Raw genomic sequence first — 13,453 nt, 5'->3', positions numbered from 1 at the left:
AAGTACCACGGCCCGGGATTCCCCGGCGGCGTCGCCCACGCCTACTGCGCCATGCAGCAGGCCGTCGCCGTGCTCGGCGAGGTCGAGCGCCGTGAGGTCACCGTCCGCACCGCTTTCCCCGGACCGGGCGGCCGGGACGCCATCGAGATGACGCTGCGGGCCGTCACAGGAGATCGTTTCACCGTCGACTCCGCACTCGCCGCGACCTCCCGCGGGACCACTCTCGCCCGGTATGTCTGGGAATTCGGCTACCGCGGCAGGACCGTGCGGGTGCAGCTGCGTGATGCGGGATTCGTCACCGACGAGTTCATCGCACTCGGCGCGAAAACCGGCCGGACATCCGAAGACGAGGCCCGGCTGACGGTGCTCAAGCAGGAAATGGCCGAACGGCTGCTTACCGCGGCCGTGGGTGAAGTCTACGAGGTGGTCGCGACGACTCCCTGACCGGCGACGACCTCGGCGAACCGGGGGAGCGGCGACGTTTTTCACCGCGCCCGCCCGGGTATGCCGTGATCGTTGTCCGGTTGTGGAAGGAGGGCCACCGATGGCCGCCGAAGGTGTCGAGGGTTTGCGCACAGTCGTGCTGGACTGCCCGGAACCGTGGAAACTTTCCGAGTTCTATCTCGGCCTGCTCGGCGGGGAGATCGTCCGGCCGGAAAGCGACGACACCTGGGTGGCGATGACCGACCCGCAGGGGCGCCGCCTGGCCTTCCAGCTCTCCCCGCAGTACCGGCCTCCGCAGTTCCCCGACCCGGCGGGATCCCAGCAGATCCACCTGGATATCCGGGTCAGCGATATGGAGGTCGCCGAATCCGCGGTGCTCGCCCTCGGCGCCACCCTCATCCAGACCACGGAGAACTTCCGGGTGTACACAGACCCGGTGGGACATACTTTCTGCTTGGTCCGGCCCGAGTAACCGCGTGTCCGCAGCGGTAGTGGCACGGACTGTGCCGTTGGAGCGGCTGCGCCCGATCCGGCCCCGATAAGCCGAATGCCCGGACATGGTGACCATGCCCGGGCATTCGTCCTATCGACTTCAGCGGTGTTTCGCCGCGTCCGCCCGGCCCTTCCGGTAGGCCTTCTCCAGCTGCGCCCGCTGCTTCTTCAACTGGGCGCGCTGCTCTTTTGCGGCTGCGCCCAGTTCACCGCCCCGGTTCTTCGAGTAGTCGGCAAGACCGGCCGCCCGCTTCTTGGCGGTCTCGGTCAACTCCGGGCCCTTGGCCTGGGCGGTGCCGGCGAGTTCGTTGCCGCGATGCTTCGCGGCCTCGGCGACTTCCTCGCCCCGGTGCTTGGCGGCATCGGCCAGCCTCGCCGCCCGCTGCTTCGCCGTCTCGGCCCATACCGGGCCCCGCGCCTGCGCTGTATCGGCCAATTCGCTGCTCCGGTGCTTCGCGATATCGCCGATCTCGGCGGCGCGGCTCTTGGCGGCCTCGGTCCACCCGGGTCCGCGGGTCTGCACGGTATCGGCCAGTTCACCGCCGCGATGTTTCGCGACCTCGGCCAGTTCACTGCCCCTGTGCTTGGCGATATCCGCCCACTCGGACCCGCGGTGCTTGGCCGCTTCGGCCCAATCCGGGCCGCGCTCGCGGGTCAGCTCGGCCAGCTCCGCCCCCTTGCCGGCGACGGTGCCCGCCACCTCCTGGCCGCGCTCCGCGGCCTGCTGCAACTGGTGGCGCACCGCCTCACCGGACCCGTTACGCCCGGACGCGCCGGCCGGCAGCGCCCCGCCGACCGTGGCCGCGGCCTTACGCGCGGCCCGCCGGCCACGCCAGCCCAGCGACGGTTTGCCCGCGGTATCCGCCGCGGCGATCATCAGCCCACCCAGCAGACCCATATCCTTCAGGAACGCGGTCCGCTTCGCGGCCTTGCGGGCCGGGTCGGTTTCGGCCCAGAAATTCTGTTCGGTGACCGTCGCCGGAACCACGGTCGCCGCCAGGGCCAGCGCCGCGGGCCGCGGTGCCTTCCCCAGCGCCAGCAGCGTGCCGCCCGCGATCTGGACGGCCGCGGTCACCTTGACCATCGTGTCCGGGTCGGAGGGAAGCGACGATGCGATATTCGACGGCAGTGATTCCTGCCCTTTCACCACCAGGTTCGACGCTTCCTTTACCCGTGATTGCGGATGCATCAGGGTTTCGACGCCGTTCGCGACGAACGTACTCGCCAGCAGCGGCCGGGCAAGCCGACGTATCAGCATGGTATGCATCCCTTTCCTCGGTGTATCGCATCTGTCACAGCCGGAAACCAGGGGAGGTTGCCCAGCGTACTGGCGATCTACCCGGCATTCGGTACGGGAAACAGCGGGGCCTCACGCGTGTCGCGGGCGCGGTACCCCGGCGATCCGTGCCCGCGGCTGCCATGGCCAACATCACATCCGTGACCCACTGCCGGGTGAGGTACGCGGACGAGACCGGAATCTCCTGGTGCGCTGTGGAATCCGGTCCTGTTGTATGCCCGGGCCGGCGCGAACCCCGGATACCCGGCCGATATCTCGATGCCGGCTTCGGCGCGAATGTCTACCCTCGGGACCAGCGCAATCGCTGTCGCGGCCGCGGTTCACCGGTCGGCGTGCCGCGGTGATCACGCCGTCGTCCGGGTGCCGGTTTCCCCGGCGCTGGGCACCGGCGACCACATCCGGAAACCAGCTCTGTGATCGGAAGGACACACCACACATGTTCGCCGCGATCCCGGATGGTGAGACCCTCGATATCGCCGTCCGAGCGCCGTCCGTCCACAACACCCAGCCGTGGCGGTGGCGGCCGACTCCCACCGGTATCCAGCTCTTCGCCGATCCCGACCGCCACCTCACCGCCACCGACCCCTATCAGCGGGCCCTGATCATCAGCTGTGGCGCGGCGCTACATCACCTGCGTATCGCGCTGGCCGCGATGAATTGGTCGACAAGGGTGGAATACTGCCCGGACCCCGCCGACCCCGGCCATCTGGCCACCGTGCGTACGGCTCGGCAGCGACCCACCGACGCCCAGATCGAGCAGGCCGCCGCCATCCTGCTGCGGCGCACCGACCGCCGCCGCTACCTGCCCCGCCCGATCCCCGCCGGGCATATCCGCGCACTCGCCGGCCAGGTCTCCGCCTACGGCGCCGCGGTCCGGCAGGTCCCGGACCCTCTCCTGCCGCGTCTGGCCGAACCCATGCGCCACGCCGCCGAAGTGCACAGTGCCGACCCGGTCTACCTGGCGGAGATCGCCCGCTGGAGCGGTCCCGGCCGCACCGCCGACGGTGTTCCTTCCCGGAACGCACCCGCACCCCCGGCACAGCGGCGAGGTCCCGGTACGCAGCTTCGCCGAACCCGCTCTCCTGGACCCCGCCGAGCAACCCGACGGCGCCCAATGGCTGGTCGTGGGCACACCCCGTGACGATCGCCGCGCTCAATTGCGCGCCGGCGAAGCGATCAGCGCCCTCCTGCTGACCGCGACCGGACTCGGCCTGGTGACGAGTCTGCAGACCGAACCGCTCGGCATGCTCGATTCCCGTCAGGAGATCCGCACCGGACTCCTGCACGACTGCGCCTACCCACAGGCGATGGTGCGCGTCGGCTGGGCGTCCGGTAGCTCGGCACCGCTCGCCGAAACCCCACGCCGCCCGGTGTCGGAGGTCATAGCCGCCTGACTCGTCGGCGCCGCGATAGGTTGGGCGACCGGTGTGTTTCGCTCTGTGCCTGCTGCGCCTGGTTCTGTGCCTGCTGCGCCTTCTGCCGGTCGATCGCGACCGGATCGTCGGCCGGGATCGAGGCGATATAGGTAGGCGAACGCTGCAGCATCGCGACGGCTGTTTCACCTGGCGGGCGAGGCGGATATGTTTCGATACTTGGATATGCGCATTCAACTATTAATGCGGTTCGCGGTGAACTGCCCCGAGGTTGTCGGACGCCGATGCCAGACTCGGGACGTGCGATGGGCGGTGGCGGAGTGGGGTGACGGTGGTGCGGTGCTGTGTCCGCTCGGTCCGGACGGGCGCCCCGCGGGAGCTGTGGTCCACGAGCCGTCGCTCGCCGAAGCGGTGCGGACGCGTCCCGAAGTCGAGAGGTGGGTGTGGCGTTCCACTGCCGGTATCTACCGATCGCTCCTGGCGGCGGATGTGCGGGTCGAGCGCTGTTACGACGTGGAAGCCGCGGAGGCCTTACTGATCGGCTACGAGGAAGGGCAGGCCGGCCAGGCCCGGTCCCTGGCGGCAGCCTGGGCTCGCCTGCACGGCCTGCCGGTGCCGCCGGACGCTCCGGCGCGAGCCGCCGAGCTCCAGCCGTCGCTGTTCGAGTCGGGCCCGGTGCCGTTGCCCGCCGGAACGGACGAATTCACCGCCCTGCTCGAGGTCTACGCGGGCCAGCTCGCCCGCACGGCGGCCACCGGCCATCCGGAGCGGATGCGGCTGTTGCTGGCCGCGGAATCGGCGGGCATGCTGGTCGCGACCGAGATGTCGCGGTCTGGTATCCCATGGCGAGCCGATCTCCACCGCGAGCTGCTGGACACGCTGCTGGGTGAACGCTATCCAGGTGGGGCGCAACCCCGTCGGATGGCGGAACTGGCCGACGAAGTATCGCGGGCGTTCGGGTCCAGGGTCCGGCCGGACCTGCCCAACGACATCATCAGAGCCTTCGCCCGCGCCGGAATCGAGTTGTCTTCCACCCGCAAATGGGAGCTGCAACGAGTGGAACATCCGGCGGTGGAGCCGCTGCTGGCCTACAAGACCCTGTACCGCCTCTACACCGCCCACGGCTGGTCCTGGCTGGAACAGTGGGTGCACGGCGGACGCTTCCGTCCCGAGTATCTCCCCGGCGGAACGGTGTCCGGTCGCTGGACCACCAACGGCGGTGGTGCCCTGCAGATCCCGAAAGTGATTCGCCGGGCCATCCGGGCGGACCCGGGCTGGAGCCTGGTGGTCGCCGACGCCGACCAGCTGGAGCCGCGGATACTCGCCGCCGTCTCACGCGATCCAGGACTCGTGCAGGCGGCCGGGCGAGTCGACGATCTGTATGCCGACCTGGCGGCCCGTGGCTTCGGTGGCGACCGTGCGCAGGCCAAACTCGCGCTCCTGGGCGCCGTCTACGGCCAGACCTCAGGTGATGCGCTGACCCATCTGGCCGGCCTGCGGCGCCGGTATCCGGCCGCCGTGGCCTATGTCGACGAAGCGGCGCGGGCCGGTGAAGAGGGCCGGCTGGTGCGGACCTGGCTGGGGCGGACGTGCCCGCCGGTATCGGTCGCCACCCCGGACCGGCAGGAGCCGCCGGTCGGCAGCGACTACGGCACCGGCGCGGCCGCGCGTGCCCGGGGCCGTTTCACCCGGAACTTCGTGGTGCAGGGCAGCGCTGCCGAGTGGGCCCTGCTGGTCCTGGCGGGTCTACGTCACGCGATAACCCGCGCCGGGCTCCGCGCCGAGCTGGTCTTCTTCCAGCACGACGAGGTGATCGTGCACTGTCCGCACGGGGAAGCGGCGCAGATCGCCGAAATGATCGCCAACGCAGCCGATACGGCGGGCCGGTTGGCTTTCGGGCCGATACCGGTGCGGTTTCCCTTCTCGACGGCCGTGGTGGAGTGCTACGGGGACGTCGGGCAGGGCTCGTCCGGCGCGCTGATCTCGTGAGCAGCAGGGTGCCCGATGGCCGGCAGGGTCGGCCGGCCCGGTGCAGGATCGCGAGAACATCGAATTCGCCGCGCCGAAATCCGAATTCGGTGAATACTCGTCCCTGTGCCGGACGCAGGAGCAGAGCGGCCCTGGCCGACCAATTCCCAGGAGTGCTCCATGAACGACGAAGTAACCCAGTACATCGACAGATTGCTGCCGTGGCAGATCGAGGTGTGCCGCCGGTTGCGTGCGATGGTCCACACGACGATCCCCGGTGCCGAAGAACAGATCCAGTACGGCAAACCGCATTTCCTGAAGAACGGGCACCATGCGGCACTGATCCATGCGGCCAAGAGCAAAGTGTCGTTCATGGTGTTCAACGCCTCGGAGATCGAGCCGGTCAAGGGAGTGCTCAGGTCGATGGGCAACGGTGAGCGCAAGACTGCTGATATCGCGGAGGGGCAGGATATCGACTACGACCTGCTCGCCGGGTTCTTGGCGAAGGCGAGCAGCAGCCTCTAGCACCCCCCGTCGCCACGTAACGCTCGGCCGAGACTCGACACCGCTGCGGTGGCGTGGTTTTCGGATCGGCGGCTCGCCCGGCGTTGCTCATGATGCCCGATATGGGTGACTGCTACTGTGCCGCGGGAAGTTTGGGTGATCCGTGCGGGTCGGTGAGTGGAGGTATGGAGCGTGGCGCGAAAAGTTGTTGTCACTGTGGTCGATGATATGGACGGCGAGTCCACGGCGGCGGAGACCCTGTCGTTCGGTATCGACGGGGTGCTGTACGAGATCGATTTGAGCGAGGCGAATGCCCGGGAGTTCCGTGCGAGCATGGCGAAGTGGGTGCCGTTCGCTCGGCGGATCGGCGGGCGTGGCCGGCTCAAGGGGCTCGTCGCCGGACGGTCGAAGGACGCGAAAACGGTGCGTGAGTGGGCGCGGAACAACGGTCACGATGTACCGGACCGTGGCCGTATCCCCGCCGCTGTGCAGGAGGCCTATCAGCGCGCCGCGAGTTGATCCCATCGATGCCGCGCGTTGCGTCGTCTCGACTCGGCCGCGGTCGCCACGGCGGAGTCGAGCACGGCCGCGGGCCTGTCGGTGACCATAGGTCCATCACCGCTGACATTTTCGGGTGACGTGTCCGGACGGAACGCGTCCAGGGCCGTCGATACGCATCGCAGTGGGCCGTGCCTTCGAGCGTTCGCGAACTATCGGCTGCCGTTGGCGCCGGTCGGCCGGCTCTGACGCGCGACCGGGGCTTGCGGCCGGTCTCGGTGAACGCGGAGATCGGGGTACTGAACATGGCGGTCAGCAGTCAGGGGGCCGGGTGATCATGGCGAGGTCGACAGCTTCGGCCATTGCGCGGTATCCCAGCGGATTGGGATGGAGGCGGTCGGGGCTGGAGTAGTCGGCCCGAAGGGTCGCGGGGTTGTGTGGGTCGCGCAGGGCCGCGTCGAAATCGACGATGCCGTCGGCGAGGTGCTGGGTGCGGATCCACGCGTTGATTTCCTGGCGATTTTTTTCGCTGCCGGGGGCGAGCAGTACACCGTCGATCAGTGCATCGGAGGCGGGCAGCAGGGTGCCCAGCCAAATCTTCTTCCCGGCGTGGTGTGCTGCGGTGATCAGTTGCTCGTAGCCGGCGATCACCTGGGCGGCACTGGCGGCTGGGGGCAGTCCGAGGTCGTTGATCCCCTCCTGTACCAGGACGCCGCTCACCCCCGCGTGGTCCAGGGCGTCGCGTTCGAATCGGGCGAGGGCGCTCGGGCCCAGCAGGAACGGTTCACCGCCGGTGACTACGCGGTTGCTTCCGATACCCGCGTTGACGACCGAGACAGGTATACCCGCGGCATCGAGTCTGCGCTGGAGGAAATCGGGGTATCGGCTGTCGGTGTCGGCCACGGCGCGGTCGGCCGGGATACCCAGCGGGGTCGTGCCGACGAACCCATCGGTGATGGAGTCGCCGAACGCCACCACGGCGTGCGTACCGGCGGGTGCGAGCACGTCCAGGGCGTGGACGTAGAACCACGACCCGGTCCGGGAGGTGAACCGGTCGGCTGCGGGCCGGCCGGTGAGGTTGCCGCTGCCTGGTGGTGAATAGTACGAGGTCGCGTTGGCGTTCCAGTGTTTGGTGGGTGGGCCGGCCCGGCCGGCGACGTGGATACCGACGACCAGGGGCCGCGCGGAAGTGGTCCGGAACGACAGCGGGTCGCTGACGATATCGCTGCCCGCGGCCACGGTGACGGATCGGTTGCCGTTGAAGGTGACCGGCCGGATCCGGGTCGCGGCTGCTCCTTCGGTTTGCTCTCCGACGGTGACCTCCGCGAAGGTGACCGGTCCCTGTCCGAAGCGGTTGGTGAGATGTAGTCGCAGGTGCTCGCCGCCGAGGTGCGGGGTGATGACCATCCGGAATGTCTGGTCATCGACGGCCAGGGGGACCGGCCCGCCGGACGCATCCAGCGGGGTCAGGGAATCGGTGGGACTGGCGGTCCACGCCGCGACGAATCGTTCCCGGTCGCAGTGCCGATCACCCGGCTGCGCGGTGGCGGGGCCGGCACCTGTCATCACCGATGCCGCAATGACCAGTGTGGTCATGGCTGCGACGACGGATGCCCTGGACCGGGCCGGGGGTGCGTGAAAACTGTGCATTTCGCCTACTCTTCGTCGAGTCGGTGGAGTCCGGGCCTTCGTTCCTGCCCGGTGTGGCCGTTCTCGCGGGCCGCGGTGGTGGAAACCGTTTCCCCACTCGAATTGCGCACGTGTTCCGGGGGCCGGGGGAGCGGCCCGCGGACCGTGCGGCGGTTGCCGGATCACGGCCGGCGTCGGAGACAGTGGGGTGGTACCGGCTCCGTCGGCCGTATCGATGGATGCTGCCGAGATTGCGGCGCCGCATCTGTGAAACCCGTGGCGGTTACTTCCTCGCCGGCAAAAGTAGGCGAGCCGAGGGTGCGGAAAGCACTGTCCGGGCACTGTTGTCGGTGAGTGTGACGGATTCTGCGGTGAGCGGTCGGATTCGACGGTCGAACGGCCGCCCGGTCGGGGGCGGATCAGTCCGGTGTTCGGTCCGCTGCCCGGAAAGGTGTTGCGAGGGAAGCGATCATCATCGAGTCGGGGCCGGATTGCCGGTGCTCTCCACCTGCTACGGCAGCAGCTGCGTCGGCGCGGTTGTCGTGGGTGAGGCGGTGGACCGCGCGGTCGAGGATGGGCAGGATCTCGGTGATTTCGAGGTTGTGGTCGGCGAAGCGTCCGATCAGTGCGTAGGTGAGGTTGTTCAGCACCAGCGAGATGTCTTCGACATAGGTGGGGTCCGCTCGCTCGAAGAGGGCGGTGAGGATCGGTTGCATTGCCTCGACGCCCTGGGCGTCGAGGCGGTGTCCGCAGGGCCCGGTGCGGGCGCGGTGGTAGGCCTCCAGCATTCGGGGATTGCGCTCCCACGGTTGGAAGACGTATCCGAGGACCCGCATCAGGCCGGCGTGCAGCGTTTCGCCCGGCTGCGGTCTCTGCATGGCGGTGAAGCTGTGAGTGGCCATCCAGTGCTCGACCGCGGCGACGATCAGTTCGTCGCGGTCGGCGAAATGCTTGTACACGGTGGCCAGTGATACGTGTGCGCGGCGGGCGACTTCGCGAAGTTGGACGGCTTCGTATCCTTCGGTTTCCAGCAGGTGGAGGACGACGCCGACGATCTGGTCGGCTGCCGTTGCTTTCGGTGCTGGACTCACAGGTCCACGGTAGCGATTTCGGGTTCCTCGGTGCGAGCCGGACCGCGTGCGGTGCCCGCACGACGGTATGGACAGTCCGAGTAACTATGTTACTGTCCGGTACGCCGCAGCTGTGACGTGCTTCATCGGGGCACGGCTGTGCGACCCGGGCCACTCTCCCAGGGGGTCCGGGGACTAGGTTATGGAGAGGTATCGATGGATCAGCATGGGCGGATTTCCCGGCGGAGAGTGCTGCCGCGGGGCGCTCGGACGGTTGCGGCCGTGATGGCCGTCGCCTGCGCCGTTGCGGTAGTAGCGATGACGACCCGGCAACCCGAGGCTGCGGCCGCGCCCGGCGAGTTCTACAGTCCGCCCGCGCAGATCCCGGCCGAGCCCGGCAGCGTGATCCGGACCCAGCCGATGTCGCTGCTGGCCACCCTGCCCTCCGAGCAGGGATGGCCGGGCAAGGCGGAACACATCATGTACACCACCCGGTTGCAGGACGGATCGCCGGTCGCGGTCACCGGGACCTATATCGATGCCGCGGGGCCGTGGCTCGGGGCCGGTCCACGGCCGACTGTCGTGATCGGGCCCGGCACATCGGGCCAGGGCGACCGGTGCGCCATGTCGAAGGCCTTCTCGACGGGGATCACGATCACCGCCGACCCCTCGCCGTCCTTGTCCGCGAATCAGGAACTGCCGTCGTCGGCGGTGTGGAGTCGCCTCGGCGCGCGCGTACTGGTGACCGACTACGTCGGGTTGGGAACCCCCGGTATCCACACCTACGCGAACCGGATCGAGGAAGCGCATGCCGTCCTCGACGGTGCACGCGCGGCCAACAATCTCGCCGGCACCGGTCCCGAGACCCCGCTGGTGTTCTGGGGCTACTCCCAGGGTGGCGGGGCCGTCGCGGCGGCGGCGGAGATGCAGCCCGAGTACGCGCCCGAGTTGAACCTGAAGGGCACCTGGGCGGGTGGTCCGGTGGCAGATCTGGCTGCGATCCTCGAGCGGATCGACGGGGCCCTCATCGGCGGGGCGATCGGCTTCGCCATCAACGGACTGCTGGCGCGCTATCCCGACCTGGAAAAAGCAGTCGACCGGGTGACCAGCCAGTACGGTCGCGACACCCTGGCAGCGCTGAGTGACGCCTGTATCGGCGACATCATCACCCGCTACCCGTTCCTGAAGACCAGTTCGCTCACCCACGACGGCCGGCCGCTCGGCGCCCACCTGCAGGCGATCCCGGAAGCTGCCCCGGCCCTGGCCGACCTCCGAGTGGGCACCCTGACGCCGGCCACACCGGTGCTGATCACCAGTGGACGCAACGACGACACCGTCCCCTACAACCAGGCCCGGCAGCTCGCCGACGACTGGTGCGCCAAGGGCGCCACGGTCGAATTCCGTACGAACGAGCTGCCACCGCTGCTGCCCGGAACCACCATCCCCAATCATTTCGGACCGGAGATGATCGACGGGTTCGGGCCCGACAATGCGATCACCTATCTCCTGGACCGCCTGGCCGGTAAACCCGTCCAGGGTTGCACTATCGACTGATTCCGGCCCACCGGAACATATTGCGCCCGCGCGGAAATGGCGTGCGGGCTCCCGCCCGCGCGGCGTAGGGCTCTGTCGTATCGCGCACCACCGTCCGGTGGTGTGCGGTACCGCCGTGCGCTGTGCGGACTGTTCGAGTCGTCTCCGACGACACGATGAAGACCGAAGGATCGAGTGATGAAGGCAATCTCGCGCCGTTCACTGCTGACCGGCGCCGCAGCCACGGGTGCCACGCTGCTGGGCGCCCATGCGGCCGGGACACGTGCCCCGGCCGTGGCCCAATCGAAGAATGTGGCGCTGACCCGAGAAGAGCATCGGGTGGTGGTGATCGGATCCGGCTTCGGGGGCGGTGTCAGTGCCCTGCGGCTGGCCCGGGCGGGAGTTCCGGTGACGGTGCTGGAACGGGGACTGCGCTGGCCCACCGGCCCGAACTCCGAGACGTTTCCCCGGGCCACCGCGCCGGACAAACGACTGCTTTGGTGCCGCTCCAGTCCGAACTTGTTCGGCCGGCCGCTGCTGTTCGAGCCCTACACCGGTCTGGTGGAAGCCATCCCGGGCGAGAATATGACCGCCTTGTGCGCGGCTGGTGTGGGTGGCGGATCGCTGGTCTATCAGGGGATGTCGCTGCAACCGTCGGAAGAAGTGTTCAACACCCATTTTCCGCAGGAACTGGACTGGCAGGCCATGAACCGGGTGCACTACCCGCGGGTGGCAAAGATGCTGCGGTTGGCCGAGGCGCCCGACGAACTGGTTGCTTCCGAGAACTATCGTGCAGCACGCGTTTTCGCCGATCGAGTGCGGCGGGCAGGGATGCCGCTGTCGAAGATTCCGATGCCGATCGACTGGGATTTCGCGCTGGCCGAGTTGCGCGGTGAGATGAAACCTTCGTATACCAACGGTGACGGTGCGATGGGTGTCAACAACGGCGGCAAGCATTCCGTCGATGTCACCTACCTCGCCGCAGCCGAAGCCACCGGCCTGGTGCGGGTGGAGACCTTGCACGAGGTGACCGATATCGAGCGGGCGCCCGACGGCCGTTGGGTTGTGCGGGTACAGCGTCTCGATACAACCGGTGCGGTGGTGGAGCGCAAGGTGCTCACCGCCGGTGCATTGATCCTGGCGGCGGGCAGCCTCAACACCACCCGGTTGCTCGTGCGTGCGGGTGCCAAGGGCTCGATCCCCGATCTCCCCGACGGTGTCGGCGCAGGCTGGGGGACCAACGCCGACCGCATCTACATGTGGTCCGATCCGTCGGCGGGATTCGGTGCGCCGCAGGGTGGCCCGGTGGTCTACGGCAGTCTGAACTGGTCCGACCCGCATACCGCCCACACCGTTATCCAAGCCTCCATACCGCCGCTCGCGCTGGATACGCGCAGCACGATGATGGTCGGCTACGGAGTCAGCGAAGGCCGCGGAGAGTTCCGCTACGACGCCGCTCGCGACGACGCCGTCCTGCACTGGCCGCGCGAGGGGGACAGCACCATCCAGAACGGGCATATCGGGCCGGCCGTCCACCGGATCGCCGGGCCGGGCAGCGCGCTGGTGGACACGAACGCATTGTTCCCCTCCACCTGGCATCCACTGGGCGGCGCGAGTATGGGTACGGTCTGCGACCTGGACGGCCGCGTGCACGGCCAGCGTGGCCTCTACGTTCTCGACGGGGCGCTGATGCCCGGCAATACCGCCGCCTGCAATCCGTCGATGACCATCGCCGCGGTCGCCGAACGAGCACTGGACAATCTCGTCGCCCGGGATGTCGGAACGCTCATCTGACCCATCAGGCCGTGCGGGCCCGAACGGGCCCGCCGGTATGGCCACCGTGCTGATCGTCGCGCCGGCGTGCAGGGAGCGGATGGTCAGCGGATCACCATGCCGCCGTCGACGGCGAGGATCTGTCCGGTGACGTAGCTGGTGTCGTCGGACAGCAGGACGGCGATGGTGGCGCCGACCTCGTCGGCCTGCCCGATCCGTCGCAGCGGCAGGTCCGCCGAGGCCTGGGCCGCGGTCTGTTCGTCGTCGAAGACCGAGCCGAGTCCCTCGCCGGCGGTGGCACCGGGGCAGACGCAGTTGACGCGAATACCTTTGGGGCCGTAGCGGAGGGCGGTGCGCCGAGTGAGTGCGACGACGCCGCCCTTGCTGGCGGTGTAGGCCATTCCGTAGCCGTGCCCGCGTAACCCTGCGGTCGAGGCGACGGTCACGATCGATCCGCCGGCATCGAGCAGTGGCAGTACCGCCCGTAACACCAGGACGGTGCCGCGTAGGTTGACCGCGAGTACACGGTCGAAAACCGCCATATCGAGGTCCTCGAGATCGTGCAGGTCGGGCGCTTCGAAAACGCCCGCACTGGTGCAGACACCGGCGACCGAAGGTAACCGCGCGGCCGATTCCGCCACGGCCGCGGTCACCGAATCCTCGTCAGCGACGTCACAGCCGATGGCAAAGGCTGTGCCCCGCGACGCGAGATCGGCGGCCTCGGCAGTCAGTTTCCCGATATCGCGGTCCAGCATGGCCACCGCCGCACCGGCCGAGACCAGCCGCCGGCATGCGCCCAGGCCGATACCGCTTGCTGCGCCGGTGACGATGTACCCCCGGCCTTCGAGATCGTGCATAGCGAAATTTCCCGT

The 13,453-nt window shown here is 68.5% G+C and carries 13 protein-coding genes; 9 read left to right on the top strand and 4 right to left on the bottom strand.

Annotated features, from left to right (window positions below):
* Together ON22_RS06530 and ON22_RS06525 are read left to right on the top strand one after the other, a co-directional pair.
* Positions 1-444 (top strand): hypothetical protein (locus ON22_RS06530; protein ID WP_043739893.1); only part of this gene is annotated, 444 nt, incomplete at its 5' end.
* A gap of 100 nt (positions 445-544) precedes the next feature.
* Positions 545-916 (top strand): VOC family protein, encoded by a 372-nt coding sequence (locus tag ON22_RS06525; protein WP_033245541.1) that lies wholly within the window; start codon positions 545-547, stop codon positions 914-916.
* Positions 917-1,036: 120 nt separating this feature from the next.
* Here ON22_RS06525 and ON22_RS06520 read toward each other — a convergent pair whose 3' ends face one another.
* Positions 1,037-2,194, bottom strand: a complete 1,158-nt coding sequence (locus ON22_RS06520) for a DoxX family protein (RefSeq protein WP_033245772.1) — start codon at positions 2,192-2,194, stop codon at positions 1,037-1,039.
* 475 nt (positions 2,195-2,669) lie between these two features.
* Here ON22_RS06520 and ON22_RS06510 point away from each other — a divergent pair, with 475 nt between their 5' ends.
* The 5 genes from ON22_RS06510 (at position 2,670) to ON22_RS06495 (ending at position 6,597) form a co-directional block, all read left to right on the top strand.
* A complete protein-coding gene (locus ON22_RS06510; protein WP_231508672.1) occupies positions 2,670-3,374 on the top strand; it encodes an Acg family FMN-binding oxidoreductase in 705 nt (234 codons plus the stop codon).
* Complete coding sequence (locus ON22_RS37835; protein WP_231508671.1) at positions 3,358-3,627, top strand: hypothetical protein; 270 nt, start codon at positions 3,358-3,360, stop codon at positions 3,625-3,627. Before ON22_RS06510 ends, ON22_RS37835 begins: the two co-directional genes overlap by 17 nt.
* A 279-nt stretch (positions 3,628-3,906) precedes the next feature.
* Positions 3,907-5,595, top strand: a complete 1,689-nt coding sequence (locus tag ON22_RS06505) for a bifunctional 3'-5' exonuclease/DNA polymerase (protein WP_197039695.1) — start codon at positions 3,907-3,909, stop codon at positions 5,593-5,595.
* 159 nt (positions 5,596-5,754) lie between these two features.
* Positions 5,755-6,099 (top strand): DUF1801 domain-containing protein, encoded by a 345-nt coding sequence (locus ON22_RS06500; RefSeq protein WP_033245539.1) that lies wholly within the window; start codon positions 5,755-5,757, stop codon positions 6,097-6,099.
* 171 nt (positions 6,100-6,270) lie between these two features.
* Positions 6,271-6,597 (top strand): histone-like nucleoid-structuring protein Lsr2, encoded by a 327-nt coding sequence (locus tag ON22_RS06495; RefSeq protein WP_033245538.1) that lies wholly within the window; start codon positions 6,271-6,273, stop codon positions 6,595-6,597.
* 291 nt (positions 6,598-6,888) lie between these two features.
* Here the strand turns inward: ON22_RS06495 and ON22_RS06490 are convergent, their stop codons facing one another.
* The gene (locus tag ON22_RS06490) at positions 6,889-8,172 is read right to left on the bottom strand and encodes a GDSL-type esterase/lipase family protein (RefSeq protein ID WP_231508670.1); all 1,284 of its coding nucleotides are present in this window, start codon (positions 8,170-8,172) and stop codon (positions 6,889-6,891) included.
* Between the two features lie 452 nt (positions 8,173-8,624).
* Positions 8,625-9,296, bottom strand: coding sequence for a TetR/AcrR family transcriptional regulator (locus tag ON22_RS06485; protein WP_051157228.1), 672 nt, complete (start codon positions 9,294-9,296; stop codon positions 8,625-8,627).
* Between the two features lie 195 nt (positions 9,297-9,491).
* On the opposite strand from ON22_RS06485, the gene ON22_RS06480 reads away from it, so the two are divergent.
* Positions 9,492-10,829 carry a lipase family protein gene (locus ON22_RS06480; RefSeq protein WP_051157227.1) on the top strand — a complete coding sequence of 446 codons (1,338 nt, stop codon included), beginning with the start codon at positions 9,492-9,494 and terminating at the stop codon, positions 10,827-10,829.
* Positions 10,830-11,006: 177 nt separating this feature from the next.
* Positions 11,007-12,602 (top strand): GMC oxidoreductase, encoded by a 1,596-nt coding sequence (locus ON22_RS06475; protein ID WP_033245536.1) that lies wholly within the window; start codon positions 11,007-11,009, stop codon positions 12,600-12,602.
* A gap of 83 nt (positions 12,603-12,685) precedes the next feature.
* Here ON22_RS06475 and ON22_RS06470 read toward each other — a convergent pair.
* On the bottom strand, positions 12,686-13,453 hold a 768-nt coding region (locus tag ON22_RS06470), incomplete at its 5' end, for an SDR family NAD(P)-dependent oxidoreductase (RefSeq protein WP_218000685.1).

Source organism: Nocardia carnea NBRC 14403 (genome assembly GCF_000308515.1).
In the GTDB taxonomy this organism is placed as follows: domain Bacteria; phylum Actinomycetota; class Actinomycetes; order Mycobacteriales; family Mycobacteriaceae; genus Nocardia; species Nocardia carnea.
This window is presented reverse-complemented; position numbering and strand designations above follow the sequence as displayed.